This window comes from Actinosynnema sp. NPDC023587, assembly GCF_040640215.1.
GTDB lineage: Bacteria > Actinomycetota > Actinomycetes > Mycobacteriales > Pseudonocardiaceae > Actinosynnema.
Genome location: NZ_JBFABG010000004.1, coordinates 123,855 through 140,546, shown reverse-complemented (window position 1 = coordinate 140,546; position 16,692 = coordinate 123,855). Strand labels below are relative to the sequence as shown.

At 72.8% G+C, this 16,692-nt stretch carries 15 protein-coding genes and 1 riboswitch; of the genes, 12 read left to right on the top strand and 3 right to left on the bottom strand.

The window, feature by feature from the left end:
- The first annotated feature begins 192 nt into the window (after positions 1-192).
- Positions 193-1,188: an AraC family transcriptional regulator gene (locus AB0G01_RS12920; protein ID WP_360943703.1), complete on the top strand. Its 996-nt coding sequence runs from the start codon at positions 193-195 to the stop codon at positions 1,186-1,188.
- 42 nt (positions 1,189-1,230) lie between these two features.
- Here AB0G01_RS12920 and AB0G01_RS12915 read toward each other — a convergent pair whose 3' ends face one another.
- The 3 genes from AB0G01_RS12915 to AB0G01_RS12905 are packed head-to-tail and all read right to left on the bottom strand — an operon-like array spanning position 1,231 to position 4,995.
- Entirely contained in the window at positions 1,231-3,294 is a 2,064-nt protein-coding gene (locus tag AB0G01_RS12915) for a 3-hydroxyacyl-CoA dehydrogenase NAD-binding domain-containing protein (RefSeq protein ID WP_360943700.1), read from the bottom strand.
- Positions 3,294-4,496, bottom strand: a complete 1,203-nt coding sequence (locus AB0G01_RS12910; protein WP_360943697.1) for an acetyl-CoA C-acetyltransferase — start codon at positions 4,494-4,496, stop codon at positions 3,294-3,296. The genes AB0G01_RS12915 and AB0G01_RS12910 overlap by 1 nt, the downstream gene beginning before the upstream one ends.
- Positions 4,497-4,551: 55 nt before the next feature.
- Positions 4,552-4,995: a GNAT family N-acetyltransferase gene (locus AB0G01_RS12905; protein WP_360943694.1), complete on the bottom strand. Its 444-nt coding sequence runs from the start codon at positions 4,993-4,995 to the stop codon at positions 4,552-4,554.
- 106 nt (positions 4,996-5,101) lie between these two features.
- Between AB0G01_RS12905 and AB0G01_RS12900 the strand changes: the two genes are divergently transcribed.
- From AB0G01_RS12900 to AB0G01_RS12850, 11 genes are all read left to right on the top strand, one after another.
- Positions 5,102-6,247, top strand: coding sequence for an acyl-CoA dehydrogenase family protein (locus AB0G01_RS12900; RefSeq protein WP_360945205.1), 1,146 nt, complete (start codon positions 5,102-5,104; stop codon positions 6,245-6,247).
- A complete protein-coding gene (locus tag AB0G01_RS12895) occupies positions 6,247-7,377 on the top strand; it encodes a CaiB/BaiF CoA-transferase family protein (RefSeq protein WP_360943692.1) in 1,131 nt (376 codons plus the stop codon). Before AB0G01_RS12900 ends, AB0G01_RS12895 begins: the two co-directional genes overlap by 1 nt.
- Positions 7,378-7,788: 411 nt before the next feature.
- Positions 7,789-7,950, top strand: a complete 162-nt coding sequence (locus AB0G01_RS12890) for a hypothetical protein (protein ID WP_360943689.1) — start codon at positions 7,789-7,791, stop codon at positions 7,948-7,950.
- A 191-nt stretch (positions 7,951-8,141) separates the two neighbouring features.
- Positions 8,142-8,630 (top strand): helix-turn-helix transcriptional regulator, encoded by a 489-nt coding sequence (locus tag AB0G01_RS12885; protein ID WP_360943686.1) that lies wholly within the window; start codon positions 8,142-8,144, stop codon positions 8,628-8,630.
- A 122-nt stretch (positions 8,631-8,752) separates the two neighbouring features.
- Entirely contained in the window at positions 8,753-9,121 is a 369-nt protein-coding gene (locus tag AB0G01_RS12880) for a hypothetical protein (protein ID WP_360943684.1), read from the top strand.
- Between the two features lie 20 nt (positions 9,122-9,141).
- Positions 9,142-9,444: a DUF3817 domain-containing protein gene (locus tag AB0G01_RS12875; protein ID WP_360945202.1), complete on the top strand. Its 303-nt coding sequence runs from the start codon at positions 9,142-9,144 to the stop codon at positions 9,442-9,444.
- A 156-nt stretch (positions 9,445-9,600) separates the two neighbouring features.
- A riboswitch (glycine riboswitch) is annotated at positions 9,601-9,688 on the top strand.
- A gap of 203 nt (positions 9,689-9,891) precedes the next feature.
- Entirely contained in the window at positions 9,892-10,992 is a 1,101-nt protein-coding gene (gene gcvT, locus AB0G01_RS12870; protein WP_360945199.1) for a glycine cleavage system aminomethyltransferase GcvT, read from the top strand.
- Between the two features lie 10 nt (positions 10,993-11,002).
- Positions 11,003-12,268: a serine hydroxymethyltransferase gene (glyA, locus tag AB0G01_RS12865; protein WP_360943681.1), complete on the top strand. Its 1,266-nt coding sequence runs from the start codon at positions 11,003-11,005 to the stop codon at positions 12,266-12,268.
- A gap of 180 nt (positions 12,269-12,448) precedes the next feature.
- Positions 12,449-13,717: a cyclopropane-fatty-acyl-phospholipid synthase family protein gene (locus tag AB0G01_RS12860; RefSeq protein ID WP_360943678.1), complete on the top strand. Its 1,269-nt coding sequence runs from the start codon at positions 12,449-12,451 to the stop codon at positions 13,715-13,717.
- Entirely contained in the window at positions 13,714-14,487 is a 774-nt protein-coding gene (locus tag AB0G01_RS12855; RefSeq protein WP_360943675.1) for a DUF1295 domain-containing protein, read from the top strand. The genes AB0G01_RS12860 and AB0G01_RS12855 overlap by 4 nt, the downstream gene beginning before the upstream one ends.
- Before the next feature lie 69 nt (positions 14,488-14,556).
- Positions 14,557-16,623: a prolyl oligopeptidase family serine peptidase gene (locus tag AB0G01_RS12850; protein WP_360943672.1), complete on the top strand. Its 2,067-nt coding sequence runs from the start codon at positions 14,557-14,559 to the stop codon at positions 16,621-16,623.
- Positions 16,624-16,692: the final 69 nt, after the last annotated feature.

Here is a 16,692-nt window from a genome sequence, read left to right as displayed (position 1 = left end):
CACATCGTCCCTCGTGGATGGGCGGGCGGATGCCCCATCGACGAGGAGCCGGCTCACTGGGGTGGGCCACGAGTGCGGCGGCGGGGCACCTGCTCTCTCCCCACGCCCCGCCGTCGCACTCGGCCTTCCCCCGCGAAGCCCCCCGGCCGATGTGAGGACCCGTCGGTCCCGCTCCCTGTCACACTGTGAGCGATGCTCACGAGGACCATCGCGATCCACTACGTCACAGCCGCGCTGCGGGGGGCGGTCCGGCACGGGCACGACGTGGCGGCCCTGCTCGCCCACGCCGGGATTCCCGAGGCGCTGCCGGCCGACGATCGCGCGCGGGTGACCCCCGCCCAGTACAGCAAGCTCATCCAGACCCTGTGGGACGTGCTCGACGACGAGTTCATGGGCTTCGGGCCGCGCCGCAGCAAGCGCGGCACGTTCCCGACCATGTGCCTGCTCGCCGTGCACTGCGCGTCGCTGGAGGACGCGTTGACGCGCGGCCTGGCGTTCTACGGGCTGTTCGACACCCGGCCGACGATGCGGCTGGGCGAGCGGGACGGCGTCGCCCGGTTCAGCCTGGCCGCCGAGGGCGTGGACGACCCGGACCGGTTCCTGGTGGAGTCGCTGCTGGTGCTGTGGCACCGGTTCTCGTCGTGGCTGATCGGCCGGCGGATACCGTTGCGCGGCGTGGAACTGGCCTACCCGGAACCGCCGCACGCGGCCGAGTACCACCTGATCTTCGGCTGCCCGCTGCGGTTCGACGCGCCGGAGACCGTGCTGGCGTTCGACACCCGGTTCCTGCGGATGCCGGTGGTGCAGGACGAGGCCGCGCTCCGCAGGTTCCTGCGCGACTCGCCCGCCGAGCTGCTGTCCCGGCGGGACTACGGCGCGGACGCGTCCAGCCACGTGCGGCGGATGCTCGGCGGCGGCGTGGCGGGGCTGGCGAACGTGGCCGCGCGGCTCGGCGTGAGCGCTCCGACCCTGCGCCGCAAGCTGGCCGCCGAGGGCACGTCGTTCCGCGAGGTGCGCGAGCAGCTCCTCCGCGACCAGGCGGTGGCGAGCCTGGTGCGCGGCGGCGAGTCGGTGGAGGAACTGGCGCTGCGGCTGGGTTTCTCCGAGGCGAGCGCGTTCCACCGGGCGTTCAAGCGGTGGACGGGCAACAGCCCCGGCGCGTACCGGACGGGAGCCGCCGGCCGGTAGCCCGCCGGACGCGGGGCCCGGTGCCGGGCCCCGCGACCGGGGTCAGTACCGCTCGCCCCGGGCGGCGCGCTCGCGCAGGGACGCGGGCGGGCGGAAGCGCTCGCCGTAGGTGTCGGCGAGGTAGTCGGCCCGCTCGACGAACTCCGAGAGCCCGTAGGCGTTGACGAACTGCAACGTCCCGCCGCTCCACGGCGCGAACCCGAAGCCGAACACGCTGCCCACGTTCGCGTCGCCGACCGACGTCAGCACGCCCTCGTCCAGGCACCGCACCGTTTCCAGCGACTGGACGAACAACAGGCGGTCCTCCACGTCCCGCTCGGTCACCCCGGCGTCGTCCCGCGCGTACCGCGCCAGCCCCGGCCACAGGAACTTCTTCGCGCCCTCGGGGTACTCGTAGAACCCGGCCCCGCCGGACTTCCCGGTGCGCCCCTCGGCGACCAGCTCCTCCAGCACCGCGAAGGCCGGGTGCCCGCCCAGCGCCCCCTCGGCGGACGGGTCGTCGGCCAACGCCTGGTCCCGGATCTTGAGTTGCAGCGTCAGCGTCACCTCGTCGGACACCGCGAGCGGGCCCACGGCCATGCCGGACCGCCGGGCGACGTTCTCGATCAGCGCCGGCCGCACGCCCTCCGCGACCATCGACACCGCCTCGGTCACGTACGTGCCGAACGTCCGCGAGGTGTAGAAACCACGGCTGTCGTCGACCACGATCGGCGTCTTGCCGATCTGGAGCACGTAGTCGAACGCCCGCGCCAAGGTCTCGTCCGACGTCCGCTCGCCGCGGATGATCTCGACCAGCCGCATCTTCGGCACCGGCGAGAAGAAGTGCAGCCCGATGAACCTCGTCGGGTCGCGCACCGCGTCCGCCAGCCCGGTGATCGGCAGGGTGGAGGTGTTGGACGCGATCACCGCGTCCGGCCGCGCCGCCGCCTCGGCCGCCGGCAGCACCGCGTTCTTGAGCTCGCGGTTCTCGAACACCGCCTCGACCACCAGGTCGCACCCGGCGAGGTCGGCGTCCGAGTCGGTCGGCGTGACGCCCGGGACGCCGTTGGCACCCCGGGTCGCGGCCTCCAGCGTGACGTCCTTGAGCACCACCTCGATGCCCGCCTGCGCGCTCACCTCGGCGATGCCCGCGCCCATCATGCCCGCGCCCAGCACGCCGAGCCTGGCCACCGTCGACTTGTCCACAGCGGAGGGACGGGAGCCGCCCGCGTTGATCTCGTTCAACTGGAACCAGAACGTCGAGATCATGTTCTTCGACACCTGGCCGGTCACCAGCTCGATGAAGTACTGGCCCTCCACCAGCAACGCGGTGTCGAAGTCCACCAGCGCGCCCTCGACCGCCGCCGCCAGGATCTTCTCCGGGGCCGGGTACGCGCCGTGCGTCTTCTTGCGCAGCACGGCGGGCGCGGCGGCGAGCAGCCCGTACGCGGCGGGGTCGCCGAACTTCAGGTCGGGCACCGCGTAACCCGGCCGGTCCCACGGCTGCTGCGGCGCGGGGTTGGCCTTGATCCACGCGCGGGCCTGGGCGACGAGGTCCTCCCGCGAGGACGCCAGGGCGTCCACGATCCCCGCCTGCAACGCCCGAGCGGGCCGCAACCGCCTGCCCTCCATCAACAGCGGCAGCGCCGGTTGCAGGCCGAGCAGCCGCACCAGCCGGGTCACGCCACCGCCGCCGGGCAGCAGGCCCAGGGTCACCTCGGGCAGGCCCAGCCTGATCCCGTCGTCGTCGAGCACCACGCGGTGGTGGCACGCCAGCGCGATCTCGAACCCGCCGCCCAGCGCCGCGCCGTCGATCGCCGCGACCACCGGCTTGCCCAGCCGCTCCAACCGGCGGAGCTGGCTCTTGACCTCCGCCAGGAACCCCAGCGCCTCGTGGGCGTTCTCCGGCGTGAGCGTGATCAGCAGGTTCAGGTCGCCACCCGCGAAGAACGTCTTCTTCGCCGAGGTCAGCACGACACCGGTGAGGTCGTCGCGCTCGGCCTCCAGCCGGTCCACGACCGCGCCCATCGCCGCGTGGTACTCGGCGTTCATCACGTTCGCCGAGCCCGCCAGGTCCATGGTGAGGGTGACGACACCCTCGTCGTCCCGCTCGTAGTGGATGGTCATCAGACCCTCTCGATGATCGTCGCGATGCCCATGCCGCCGCCCACGCACAGCGTGGCCAGGCCCCGGTGCAGGTCCCGGCGCTCCAGCTCGTCCAGCAGGGTGCCCAGGATCATGCAGCCGGTCGCGCCCAGCGGGTGGCCCAGGGCGATCGCGCCGCCGTTGACGTTGACCTTCTCGTCCGGCAGGTCCAGTTCGCGCTGGAACTTCAGCACCACCGAGGAGAACGCCTCGTTGACCTCGAACAGGTCGATGTCCTCCACCGACAGCCGGGCCCGGTCCAGCGCCTTGCGCGCGGCCGGGGCCGGACCGGTGAGCATGATCGTCGGCTCCGAGCCGACCACCGCGACCGACACGACCCGCGCGCGCGGCGTGAGGCCGAGGTCCCGGCCGACGCGGGCGTTGCCGATCAGCACGGCCGCCGCGCCGTCCACGATCTGCGACGAGTTGCCCGGCGTGTGCACGTGGTGGATGCGCTCCACCGACGGGTAGCGGTCGATGGCCACGGCGTCGAACCCGAGGTCGCCGTGGAAGGCGAACGACGGCTTGAGCCCGGCCAGCGCCGCCATCGTGGTCTCCGGCCGGATCGCCTCGTCGTGGTCGAGCACGACCGACCCGGTGCGGTCCACCACCGGCACCAGCGACCGGTCGGAGTACCCCCGGTCGCGCGCGAGCGCGGCCCGCTGCTGCGACCTCAGGGCGAACGCGTCCACGTCCTCGCGGCTGAAGCCCTCCAGGGTGGCGATCAGGTCCGCGCTCACGCCCTGCGGCACGAAGTTCGTGGCCAGGTTGGTCTCCGGGTCGGCCATCCACGCGCCGCCGTCCGAGCCCATCGGCACCCGGGACATCGACTCCACGCCGCCCGCGACCACCAGGTCCTCGAACCCGGACGCCACCTTGGCCGCCGCCAGGTTCACCGACTCCAGGCCGGACGCGCAGAAGCGGTTGAGCTGCACGCCGGCGGGCCGCGAGTCCCACCCGGCCGCCAGGACGGCGGTGCGGGCGATGTCCGCGCCCTGCTCGCCGACCGGGGACACGACGCCGAGCACGACGTCGTCCACCGCCGAGGTGTCCAGGTCGTTGCGCCGCGCCAGCGCCGCGAGCACCCCGGAGGCCAGGGTGATCGGCTTGACGCCGTGCAGCGAGCCGCGCTTACCCCGGCCACGCGGCGTGCGCACCGCGTCGAAGATCAAGGCTTCGCTCATGCTGCCACGGTAGGCAGCCACGGCCGCCGAGCCCATGACCGCGCGGACTGACTTATTAGCTCACCGCGAGATCCATCACCTCGCCGTCCCCGGTGAAGCCCAGCCGTTCATACAGCCGGCGGGCCGGGACGTTGTCGGACAACACGCGCAACTGCACGCGCGGCCACCGGTGCTCGCGCGCCCAGGCCACCACCTCGGCCACCAGGGCCTCCCCGATCCCTCGCCCGCGAAACAGGGGTTTCACCCACATGGAGTACAGATAGAGCACGTCCCCCTGGTCCTCCTGGGGTATCGCGGCCACCAGACCGACCGGTTCCGGGGCCTCCGCGACCACTTTCACGCCCCAGCGCGGGTGCAGGACCTCCCGCCAGCGGGCCTCGTCGTAACCCTGCTCGGCGGACAGCGCCGGACCGAACGCGCCGGGATCGCCGGCCAGGGCCCCGAGCCTCAGCTCGCGCCAGGTCGCCCAGTCCCCCGGGGACAGCCTTCGCAGGTTCATGACCGCAGTGTCGCGCACCGACCTGACAATCGCGCTCACGATCGGCCCGCACTTCCGGGTGTGGCGGTCATGGCGGGCGACGCCCGCCGGTGGGACCGTCGACGACATGCCGACTCGCCGCTCCCCGTGGATGACCGACGACCTGGACCAGCTCCGCCTGCTCGCCCGGACGTTCCTCGCGCGGGAATCGGTCCCGCACCACCGGCGCTGGGCCGCGCAGGGGCACGTGGACCGCGACTTCTGGACCAGGGCGGGCGACGTGGGCCTGCTCTGCCTGTCCGTCCCGGAGGAGTACGGCGGTGGCGGCGGCACGTTCGCGCACGAAGCGGTGCTGCTGGAGGAGCAGGCCCGCGTGGGCGACAGCGCGTGGGGCAACGGCGTCCACAGCGGGATCGTGGCGCACTACGTCCTCGCCCACGGCACCGAGGAGCAGAAGCACCGCTGGCTGCCCAGGCTGGCGAGCGGCGAGTACGTGGGCGCGATCGCCATGTCCGAGCCCGGTGCCGGCTCGGACCTCCAGAACATCGGGACCCGCGCGATCCGGCACGACGACGAGTACGTGATCAGCGGCTCCAAGACGTTCATCACCAACGGCGCGCAGGCCGAGCTGGTGGTCGTGGCGGCCAAGACCGACCCCTCCCAAGGCGCGGCCGGCATCTCCCTGCTGGTGGTGGAGACGCCGTCGGCAGCGGGCTTCCGGCGCGGCCGGGTGCTGGACAAGATCGGCCTCAAGGGCCAGGACACGGCGGAGCTGTTCTTCGACGACGTCCGGGTGCCCGCGACCAACCTGCTCGGGTCCGAGGGGGAGGGGTTCGGTCAGCTCATGCGGCAGCTCCCGCAGGAGCGGCTGATCATCGCGGTGGCCTCCGTCGCGGGCATCGAGGCCGCGGTGGACCTCACCACGGCGTACGTGAAGGACCGCACCGCGTTCGGCCGGGAGCTCGTCAAGTTCCAGAACACCCGGTTCACGCTCGCCGAGTGCGCCACCGAGGCCCGCGTGACCAGGGCATTCGTCGACGAGTGCGTCCAGGCGCACCTCGCGGGCACGCTCGACGTCCCGACCGCGGCGATGGCCAAGTGGTGGTCCACCGAGCGGCTGTGCCGGGTCGTGGACGAGTGCGTCCAGCTCTTCGGCGGCTACGGCTACATGACCGAGTACCCCATCGCGCGCGCGTGGGCGGACGCGCGCGTGCAGAAGATCTACGGGGGGACGAACGAGATCATGAAGGAAATCATCGCGAGGTCGCTCTAGTGGCCGGGCCGCTGGCGGGGCTGCGGGTGGTCGAGCTGGCGGGCCTCGCGCCCGGCCCGTTCGGCTGCATGGTGCTCGCGGACCTGGGCGCGTCGGTGGTGCGGGTGGACCGGGTGGCCGGCGGCGCGGCCGTGCCCGGCGACGTGCTGGGGCGCGGCCGGCGCTCGATCGGCGTGGACCTCCGGCACCCGGCGGGCGCGGAGGTGGTGCACAAACTCGTCGAGCGGGCCGACGTGCTGGTCGAGGGCCACCGGCCGGGCGTGACCGAGCGGCTGGGCCTGGGCCCCGCGCACTGCCTGGCCCGCAACCCGGGGCTGGTCTACGCGCGGATGACCGGCTGGGGCCAGGACGGGCCGCTGGCCGACCGGGCCGGGCACGACCTGAACTACATCGCGCTGGCCGGCGCGCTGGAGCCGATCGGGCGGGCGGGCGCGCCGCCGACGGTGCCGCTCAACGTCGTGGGCGACTTCGGCGGTGGCGGGCTGCTGCTCGCCCTGGGCGTGCTCGCGGCCCTGTACGAGCGCGAGCGGTCCGGGCGGGGGCAGGTGGTCGACGCGGCGATGGTCGACGGCGCGGCGCTGCTGACGACGTTCCTGCACGGCATGAAGGCCGCCGGGGCGTGGTCGGGCGGGCGCGGCACCAACCTGCTCGACGGCGGCGCGCCGTTCTACGACGTATATGCCGCATCGGATGGAAAGTACGTGAGCATCGGGGCCCTTGAGGAGAAGTTCTACGCGGAACTGCTGGTCGTGCTGGGTTTGGCGGACGCCGAGGTGCCGAATCGGCACGATCCCGCGCAGTGGCCCGCGTTGCGGGCGCGGATCGCCGCCGCCGTGGCCACCCGGACGAGGGATGAATGGGCGGAACTGGCGGCCGGCACGGACGCCTGCCTGGTCCCGGTGCTCACCCCGGACGAGGCCCCGACCGCCGCGCACAACGCCGCCCGGGGGACGTTCGTCGAGGTGGGAGGCGTGACGCAGCCCGCGCCCGCGCCCCGGTTCGACCGCACGCCGGCGGGCGCACCGTCCGTACCCCCTGCCCTCGGGCAGCACACGATCGAGGTGTTGGGGGAACTGGGACTGGCCGACGCGGAGATCGCGGAACTGCGCCGCGCGGGTGTCGTGGGGTGACCGGAAGAGAACCGGAAAAAGGCCGCGAACAATCGTCCGGAGTGCCCGGCGGAATGACCACAGCCGAAATCGGCCTCATGACGCACGGTATGGGGGTCAGCGCATACGGGTGACCCGTGCGATCTGCGACGGAGAGCTGGCGATGTGCGAAACCTCGGTGGTCTTCGTGCGGGAGGAGTGGGGCGAGTGGCCCGTACCTAGGTCATCGGCCGGGGCCTGGGTGCCCTTGATCGTCCGTTCGGGTGACCGTCCGGGCCGCTCGGCCGTGGCTGCTGGTGGATCTTTCGCCCGGTTGTGCGATCAGGGCGGGTTCCTCCCGTTATCGTCCGGGTGAATGAGGGACCATGGGGCGTAACGCGGTGGGCACGACGCCTGCCGACCGGGTGCTCGTGAACGGACGGAGAGGGTCTCGTGAACATCAAGAAGGTGGTGACACTGGCGGCCGTCGCGCTGGTGCTGTTCCTCCTGATCACCCAGCCCGACCAGTCGGCGGACGCCGTCAAGACGGCCCTCGGCTGGCTGCGCCAGGGTGCGGAGTCGATCATCACCTTCGTCCGCGGCCTGTTCGCCTAGTCCACCTCGCGGGGCGTGCACGGACCGGTCACCGCTGGTGACGATCGGGACCGGACGTTGCACCGTACGGGTGGAATGAGGGCTATAACGCCCTGGTAACAGGGTTTTTGACAATCCAGGGTCTAGCGGTTGTCGGTACCCGCTAATACGGTGCGCTGCATTGGCTGATCTTCGACCGATGAGGAGGCAGAATGGTCGAGGACTCCGGAGTCGACGAGCTGCTGCGGCAGTGGGCGGCTGAGCGCTCGGACGACGCCGAGATGCAGGAGGTGAACCGGATCAAGGACGCGTGGCTGGCCGAGGCCCCACCGTCCGCGCCGGGAATCCCCGTGCAGCGGGCGAACGGCGGGTCGCGCGGACTGGTTCGGGTCGAATCCGCTGACCCGGCCTACGTGGCGGCGATGCGGAAGAGGGCACCCGAGGTGCCCGAGGTCCTGCTCGCGGCGGCGGCCAGCTACTGGCAGCTCGTGGGCGAGCTGGCGGAGGCGGAGCGGTGGTGGGACGCGGGCATCAGCCCGTTGGACCAGCGCGCGCTCGACTACCGGGCGGCCGGGCTCACGCCCGCCGACCTGGGACGGCGTCTCGGCCCGATGACGGTGCTCCAGCACCTGCGTCGGGGCAGTGCGGCGGCCTGGTGCGTGGCCAGGTTGCAGCGGCAGCGCCGGGACGGCGTTGCGTGAACCCCGCGCCGCGTTGTGAGGGCGCGGCGTCAAGTCGGTCACCCGCACCAACCGGGAGGGCGGGCTCCTGTGCGAGGAGCCCCTTCCGTCGGGGAGCGGACTCCGCGAAGTAGTGTGGGAGGGTGCCCGGCACCCTCCTGACACCCCGGCGACTCGCCATCGCGGCGGTCTGCCTGGTGTCGCTGATCGTGTGCTGCGGCCTCGCCTACTGGCAGTGGGAGAGGTTCTCCCAGGCCGGTGGCACCTTCCAGAACCTCGGGTACGTCTTCCAGTGGCCGCTGTTCGGCCTGTTCCCCCTCTTCATGGTGTGGCGGATGCGCAAGCTCGCCGCCCAGCGCCGGGCCGAGGACGCCGGGGAGCCGGTGGTCGGGGCCCGGCAGCCGGTCGTTACCGTGGAACCCGTCAAAACACCCGCGCCGGACGACGAGGACGACGAGCTGGCGGTCTACAACCGCTACCTCCGGGAGCTCAACGCGCGGGACCAGCGGTGAGCGAAGGCGGTTGGCAGGCGATGAGCGGTGCGTTGAGCCGGTTCCGGTTCATGGCTTACGTGGTCGGTGTCGGCCTGCTCCTGCTGGTGGTCGCGATGTTCGTCAAGTACCTCGGCGACAACACCGGGATGATGGCGGTCGTCGGCCCCGTCCACGGCTTCCTGTACGCCGTCTACCTGGTCTTCACGGTGGACCTGGCGCTGAAGGCGCGGTGGTCGCTCAAGGGCTCCGCGCTGGTGCTGCTCGCGGGCACCATCCCGTTCGTGTCGTTCTACGCCGAGCGCAAGGTGGTCGAGAGCGTCAAGGCGGAACGTGCCCTGTGACCGCTCGCGCCACCCCCGCGCCGGCCACGGGTACGTGGTCCGCGCCCGGTGCCGCCGAGCGGGCGCGGGCCGTGGCCGGGTGCTGTGACCTGGTCCTGGTTGACCGTGCCCACCAGGCACAACTAGCGTCTGGCGGTACCAACTGAACACGGCCGTCGATGTCGAGCGGGAGAGTCCCCGCGAGGGGCGCCGAAGGAGCAACTCCTCCCCGGAATCTCTCAGGCACAGCTACCGCCCGACGCAGGCAACTCTGGAAAGCAGGCGCTCCGCGCCTCGCCCACGGTGCAAGCCGCGCTCCGCGCGCGGTGAAGCTCTCAGGCTCATGACAGAGGGGGAGGCTCACTCGACGAGGAGTCTCCGATGGACCGTGTCATCCTTCGCCGACGGCGACCGCCGACCGACCAGGTCGGTGTGATCGCCGTGCCCGCCACCAGGGAGGACCACCCCGTGGAAACCCGCCGGACGCCGCTGCACGCCGAGCACGAGGCGCTGGGAGCCCAGTTCACCGACTTCGCGGGCTGGCGGATGCCGCTGCGCTACGACAGCGAGCTCGCCGAGCACCACGCCGTGCGCACGTCGGCGGGTCTGTTCGACCTGACGCACATGGGCGAGATCGTGCTGTCCGGCCCCGAGGCCGGCCGCGCCCTGGACCACGCGCTGGTCGGGAACGCGTCCGCGATCTCCGTCGGCCGCGCCCGCTACACCATGATCACCCAGCCGGACGGCGGCGTGCTCGACGACCTGATCGTCTACCGGACCGGCGAGCAGGAGTACCTGGTCGTCGCGAACGCCTCGAACGCCGCCGTGGTGTTCCAGGCGCTCGTGGAGCGCGCCGACGGCTTCGACACCTCCGTGGTGGACAAGTCGGTCGACTACGCCCTCCTGGCGATCCAGGGCCCGGCGTCCACCGCGATCCTGGCCGCTCTCACCACCACCGACCTGGCGGGCGTGAAGTACTACGCGTCCTACCCGACCGAGGTGGCCGGGCGGCCCGCGCTGCTCGCCCGCACCGGCTACACCGGCGAGGACGGCTTCGAGCTGTTCGTGGACCCGTCCGACGCCCCGGCCGTGTGGCAGGCGCTGCTGGTGGCGGGCCGCGAGCACGACCTCAAGCCCGCCGGCCTCGGCTGCCGCGACACGCTGCGCCTGGAGGCCGGGATGCCGCTGTACGGCAACGAGCTCAGCGCCGAGCGCACCCCGTACCACGCCAACCTGGGCCGCGTGGTCAAGCTGGACAAGCCCGGGGACTTCGTCGGCCGCGACGCGCTGGCCGCCGTCGCCGACAAGGGCGTGGAGGCGAAGCTGGTGGGCCTCAAGACCGCGTCCCGCCGCGCGCCCCGGCACGGGTACCCGGTGCTGGACGCGTCCGGCGCGGTGGTCGGCGAGGTCACCAGCGGCGCGCTGTCGCCGACCCTGGGCTACTCCGTGGCGATGGCGTACGTGACGCCGGAGCACGCCGAGCCCGGCACCGAGCTGGCCGTCGACATCCGGGGCAAGCAGGAGCCCGTGCAGGTCGTCGCGCTGCCGTTCTACAAGCGAAACTCGTAAGGGAGACACCATGTCCGAGCACTTCAACACCTCCCTCGCGGAGTTCGACCCGGAGGTCGCCGAGGCCGTCGCCGCCGAGCTCGGCCGGCAGCAGAACACCCTGGAGATGATCGCCTCGGAGAACTTCACCCCGGTGTCGGTGCTCCAGGCGCAGGGTTCGGTGCTGACCAACAAGTACGCCGAGGGCTACCCCGGCCGGCGGTACTACGGCGGCTGCGAGAACGTCGACGTGATCGAGCGGCTGGCCATCTCCCGGGTGAAGGAGCTGTTCGGCGCGGGCTTCGCGAACGTCCAGCCGCACTCGGGCGCGCAGGCCAACGCGTGCGCGATGGTCGCCCTGCTCCAGCCCGGCGACACGATCCTGGGCCTGGACCTGGCGCACGGCGGCCACCTGACCCACGGCATGCGGATCAACTTCTCCGGCAAGCTCTACAACGTGGTGCCCTACCACGTGGCGGAGAGCGACGGCCGGGTCGACATGGCCGAGGTCGAGCGGCTGGCCACCGAGCACCGGCCGAAGCTGATCGTGGCCGGCTGGTCGGCCTACCCGCGTCAGCTCGACTTCGCGGAGTTCCGCCGGATCGCCGACTCGGTGGACGCCTACCTGATGGTCGACATGGCGCACTTCGCCGGCCTGGTGGCGGCCGGGCTGCACCCGAACCCGGTGCCGCACGCGCACGTCACCACCACGACCACGCACAAGACGCTGGGCGGCCCGCGCGGCGGCGTGATCCTGACCAACGAGGCGGACCTCGCCAAGAAGATCAACTCGGCGGTGTTCCCCGGCCAGCAGGGCGGTCCGCTGGAGCACGTGATCGCGGGCAAGGCGGTGGCGTTCAAGCACGCCGCGTCGCCCGAGTTCGCCGACCGCCAGCGCCGCACCGTCGAGGGCGCGCGCATCCTGGCCGACCGGCTCTCCCGGCCCGACGCGGCGGCGGTCGGCGTGAAGGTGCTGACCGGCGGCACGGACGTGCACCTGGTGCTGGTCGACCTGGTGGCGTCCGAACTGGACGGCAAGCAGGCCGAGGACCGGTTGCACGAGGTGGGCATCACGGTCAACCGCAACGCGGTGCCGAACGACCCGCGCCCGCCGATGGTCACCTCGGGGCTGCGGATCGGCACGCCGGCCCTGGCCACCCGGGGCTTCGGCGCGGCGGACTTCGCGGAGGTCGCGGACGTCATCGCGGCGGCGCTCCAGGCGTCGCCGGACCTGGTCGAGCTGCGGTCCCGGGTCGAGGTGCTGGCCGCGAAGCACCCGCTCTACCCGACCCTGTAGGGGTTCTTCCGATCCGACGGGAATCCCCCGGCCCGCGCGGGCCGGGGGATTCCGCGTTTTCCAGGGCAGGGGCCTCCTCCCCGGACAGCGCCCACCCGGCGGTCGCGACCTGTCCGGCGCGGGTCGAACCGGGACGAGGTGGCGCGCGAACGTCCGGCTACCAGAGGTCAGGAGGAGCTCGTGGTCGTCGCAACCGCCGGAGTGGCCGGGCGGCTCGCCGCCGTCGTCGAACGTCTGCTGGGGGCCCGACTGCCCCTCGGGCTGCGCGCGTGGGACGGCAGCACGGCCGGTCCGCAGGACGGTCCGGTGGTCGTGATCAGGTCCCGCCGCGCCCTGCGCCGGCTCCTGTGGAACCCCGACGAGCTGGGTCTTTCCCGCGCGTACGTGGCGGGGGAGCTGGACGTGGACGGCGACCTGGCCGACGGCCTGGCCCGGTTCTGGGCGCTGGCCCGGCAGGGGAGGCCGACCAGGCCGAAGGCGCTGGACGTGATCGGCGCGCTGCGCGCGGCGGCCGGTCTGGGCGTGCTCGGACCGCGTCCCGCGCCGCCCGGCGAGGAGGCCCGGCTGTCCGGCCGGCGGCACACCCGGCACCGGGACCGGGACGCCATCTCCCACCACTACGACCTGGGCAACGAGTTCTACGAGCTGGTGCTGGACCCGAGCATGGCGTACTCGTGCGGGTACTTCACCTCCCCCGGGGCGACCGTCGCCGAGGCGCAGCACGCCAAGCTGGACCTGGTGTGCCGCAAGCTCGACCTCCGACCCGGGATGCGCCTGCTCGACGTCGGCTGCGGCTGGGGCTCGATGATCCTCCACGCGGCCGAGCACTTCGGCGTGCGGGCCACCGGGGTCACCATCTCGGCGCGGCAGCAGGCGCACGTCGAGGCCCGGATCGCGCGGGAGGGCCTGTCCGACCTGGTCACCGTGCGGCTCCAGGACTACCGGGAGATCGCCGACGAGCCGTTCGACGCGATCTCCACCATCGAGATGGGCGAGCACGTCGGCGAGGAGAACTACCCGCGGTACGCGGCGGTGCTGCACCGGATGCTCAAGCCGCGCGGCCGGCTGCTGCTGCAACAGATGTCCCGGGGTGCCAACGCGCCCGGCGGCGGCGCGTTCATCGAGTCCTACGTGGCACCGGACATGCACATGCGACCGGTCAGCCGGACCGTGGCGCACCTGGAAGGGGCGGGTTTCGAGATCCGGGACGTGCACGCGCTGCGCGAGCACTACGTCCGGACGGTGCGCGCGTGGGCCGGGACGCTGGAGGCGCGCTGGGCCGAGGCGGTCGCCCTGGTCGGCGAGGGCCAGGCGCGGGTCTGGCGGCTCTACCTGGCCGGCGGCGCGCTGACGTTCGAGGAGGGCCGGATGGGTGTGGACCAGGTGCTGGCGGTGCGGCCCGGCCCGCGCGGGGACAGCGGGATGCCGGGGGTCCGGGAGTGGGCGTGAGCTTCGGCTGGAACGTGCTGTGGTCGGCGGTCGCCGTCCTGGTCCTGGTGACGGCGTTGTTCGGCCGCGCCGTCGCGCGCCGGCGGTTCGACCTGGTCGACTCGTTCTGGGGTCCGGGTTTCGCGGTGATCGGCGCGCTGACCTACGTCCTGGCCGAGCACTCGGCGCGCTCGCTGGTCGTCGCGGTGCTGACGGTGGTGTGGGGTCTGCGGTTGGGATGGCACATCCACTCCCGCAACCGGCACAAGCCCGAGGACCAGCGGTACGTCGACGTGTACCGGCGGGCGACGGGCAACCCGTTGGCCAAGATGTACCGGGTCTACCTGCTCCAAGCCGCGATCATGCTCGTGGTGTCGCTGCCGGTGCAGTTCGCGGCGCACACCTCGGCGGCCCTCGGCGTCCTGGACTACCTGGGCGTGGCGCTGTGGCTGGTCGGGTTCGCGTTCGAGTCGATCGGCGACCACCAGCTCAAGCGGTTCAAGGCCGACCCGGCCAACGAGGGCCGGGTGATGGACCGCGGGCTGTGGCGCTACACCCGGCACCCGAACTACTTCGGCGACGCGTGCGTGTGGTGGGGCCTGTTCCTGCTCGCGTGCGCCACGCCGTGGGGCGCGGTGTTCGCGGTCGGCCCGCTGCTGATGACGTTCCTGCTGGCCAAGGGCAGCGGGAAACCGCTGCTGGAGAAGGACATCGTGCGACGGCGGCCGGGGTACGCCGACTACGTGCGGCGGACCAGCGGGTTCTTCCCGCTGCCGCCCAAGGGGGAGTGACCCGGCGGGTGTCCCGGTCGCTGCCGGTGGCGGCCGGGTCACCCGGCGGTGAGGCCATAGGGTGTCACCGTGGGCAACGAGATCTCCTTCCCGCGCCAGCAAGCGCGCAGCCAGCGGTTCACCCTCGGTGCGCCGCGCAACTTCACCGTCGCACCCGACGGCGGCCGGGTCTACTTCCTGCGGACCGCCTCGGCCACGAGCCGGGCGAACTGCCTGTGGGTGTACGACACCGCGACCGGGGCCGAGAGCCTCCTGGTGGACGCGGCCACCCTGCTCAGCGATCCCGAGGACCTCTCACCGGAGGAACGGGCGCGCCGTGAGCGCAGCCGCGAGCAGGCCGCCGGCATCGTGTCCTACGCGGTCGACGCGGACGTCGCGCGGGCCGCGTTCGCGCTGTCCGGGCGGCTGTTCGTCGCGGACCTGGCGTCCGGCGCGGTGCGCGAACTGCCCGTCACCGGCAGCGTCCTCGACCCCCGGCTGGACCCGACCGGGCGCAGGGTCGGGTACGTCGCGGCGGGCGCGCTGCACGTGGTGGACCTCGAATCCGGCCACGACACCGTCCTGGCCGAACCGGACGCGGACGACGTGACGTGGGGCCTGGCCGAGTTCATCGCCGCCGAGGAGATGGACCGCCACCGGGGGTACTGGTTCTCCCCGGACGGCGAGCACGTGCTGGCCGCGCGGGTCGACAACCGGCCGGTGCACCGCTGGTACATCGCCGACCCGGCGAACCCCGCGACCCCGGCCGCCGAGATCGCCTACCCCGCCGCCGGCACGCCCAACGCGGACGTCCGGGTCGCGGTCCTGGGCCTCGACGGCAGTCGCGAGTTCGTGGAGTGGGACCGCGCGGCGCTGCCGTACCTGAACACCGCGCACTGGTCGTCCCACGGCCGCCCGCTGCTCCAGGTCCAGTCCCGCGACCAGCGCCGCGTCGAGGTCCTCGCGGTCGGGCCGGACGGCGTCGAGGTGGTGGCCGCCGACCGCGACCCGCACTGGATCGAGGTCGTGCCCGGCGTGCCGCGGTGGACGCCGGGCGGCGAGCTGGTGCGGGTGGTGCCCCTCGACGGCGCGAACCGGCTGGTCGTGGGCGACGACGTGTGGACGCCGGACGGCTTCCAGGTGCGCTCGGTGGTCGAGGTGGCCGACGACGTGCTGGTCACCGCGTCCACCGACGACCCGACCCAGGTGCACGTGTACCGGGTGGGCGCGGCCGGCGTCGAACGGCTGTCCACCGAGGACGGTGTGCACGGCGTCACGCGCGGCGGGGGCGTGGTGGTGCTGTCCTCCAGCGGCCTCGGGCACTTCGGGCCGGCGGTGACGGTGACCGGCGGCGGGAGGACCGGGTCGATCGGGTCGTTCGCGGAGACCCCCGTGCTCACGCCGGACGTGCGGCTGCTGACCGTCGGTGAGCGCGGGTTGCGCGCGGCGCTGCTGCTGCCGACCGGGCACGTGCCGGGCGGGAAGCTGCCCGTCCTGCTCGACCCGTACGGCGGGCCGCACGCTCAGCGCGTGCTCAGCGCCCGCAACGCCTACCTGTCGTCGCAGTGGTTGGCGGACCAGGGTTTCGCGGTGCTCGTGGTGGACGGCCGGGGCACGCCGGGGCGCGGGCCGGAGTGGGAGCGGGCCATCGCGTTCGACTTCGCCGGCGCGACGCTGGAGGACCAGGTCGACGCCCTGCACGCGGTCGCGGCGCAGGAGGCGGACCTGGACCTGGGGCGCGTGGCGATCCGGGGCTGGTCCTACGGCGGGTACCTCTCGGCGCTGGCGGTGCTGCGGCGTCCGGACGTGTTCCACGCCGGGATCGCGGGCGCGCCGGTCACCGACTGGCGGCTCTACGACACGCACTACACGGAGCGGTACCTGGGACACCCGGACGAGAAGCCCGAGGTGTACGACTCGAACTCGCTCATCGAGGACGCGCCGAAGCTGGCGCGGCCGTTGATGATCGTGCACGGGCTGGCGGACGACAACGTGGTGGCCGCGCACACGCTGCGGCTGTCGTCGGCGCTGCTGGCGGCCGGCCGGCCGCACACCGTGCTGCCGCTGTCGGGCGTGACCCACATGACACCGCAGGAGCAGGTGGCCGAGAACCTCCTGCTGCTCCAGGTGGACTTCCTCAAGCGCTCCCTGGGCTGACCGGGGCGCGCCGCCGACCCGCACCGGCGCGCGAGGCCCGTTCCCGTTGCCCGGCAGCGGGAACGGCCT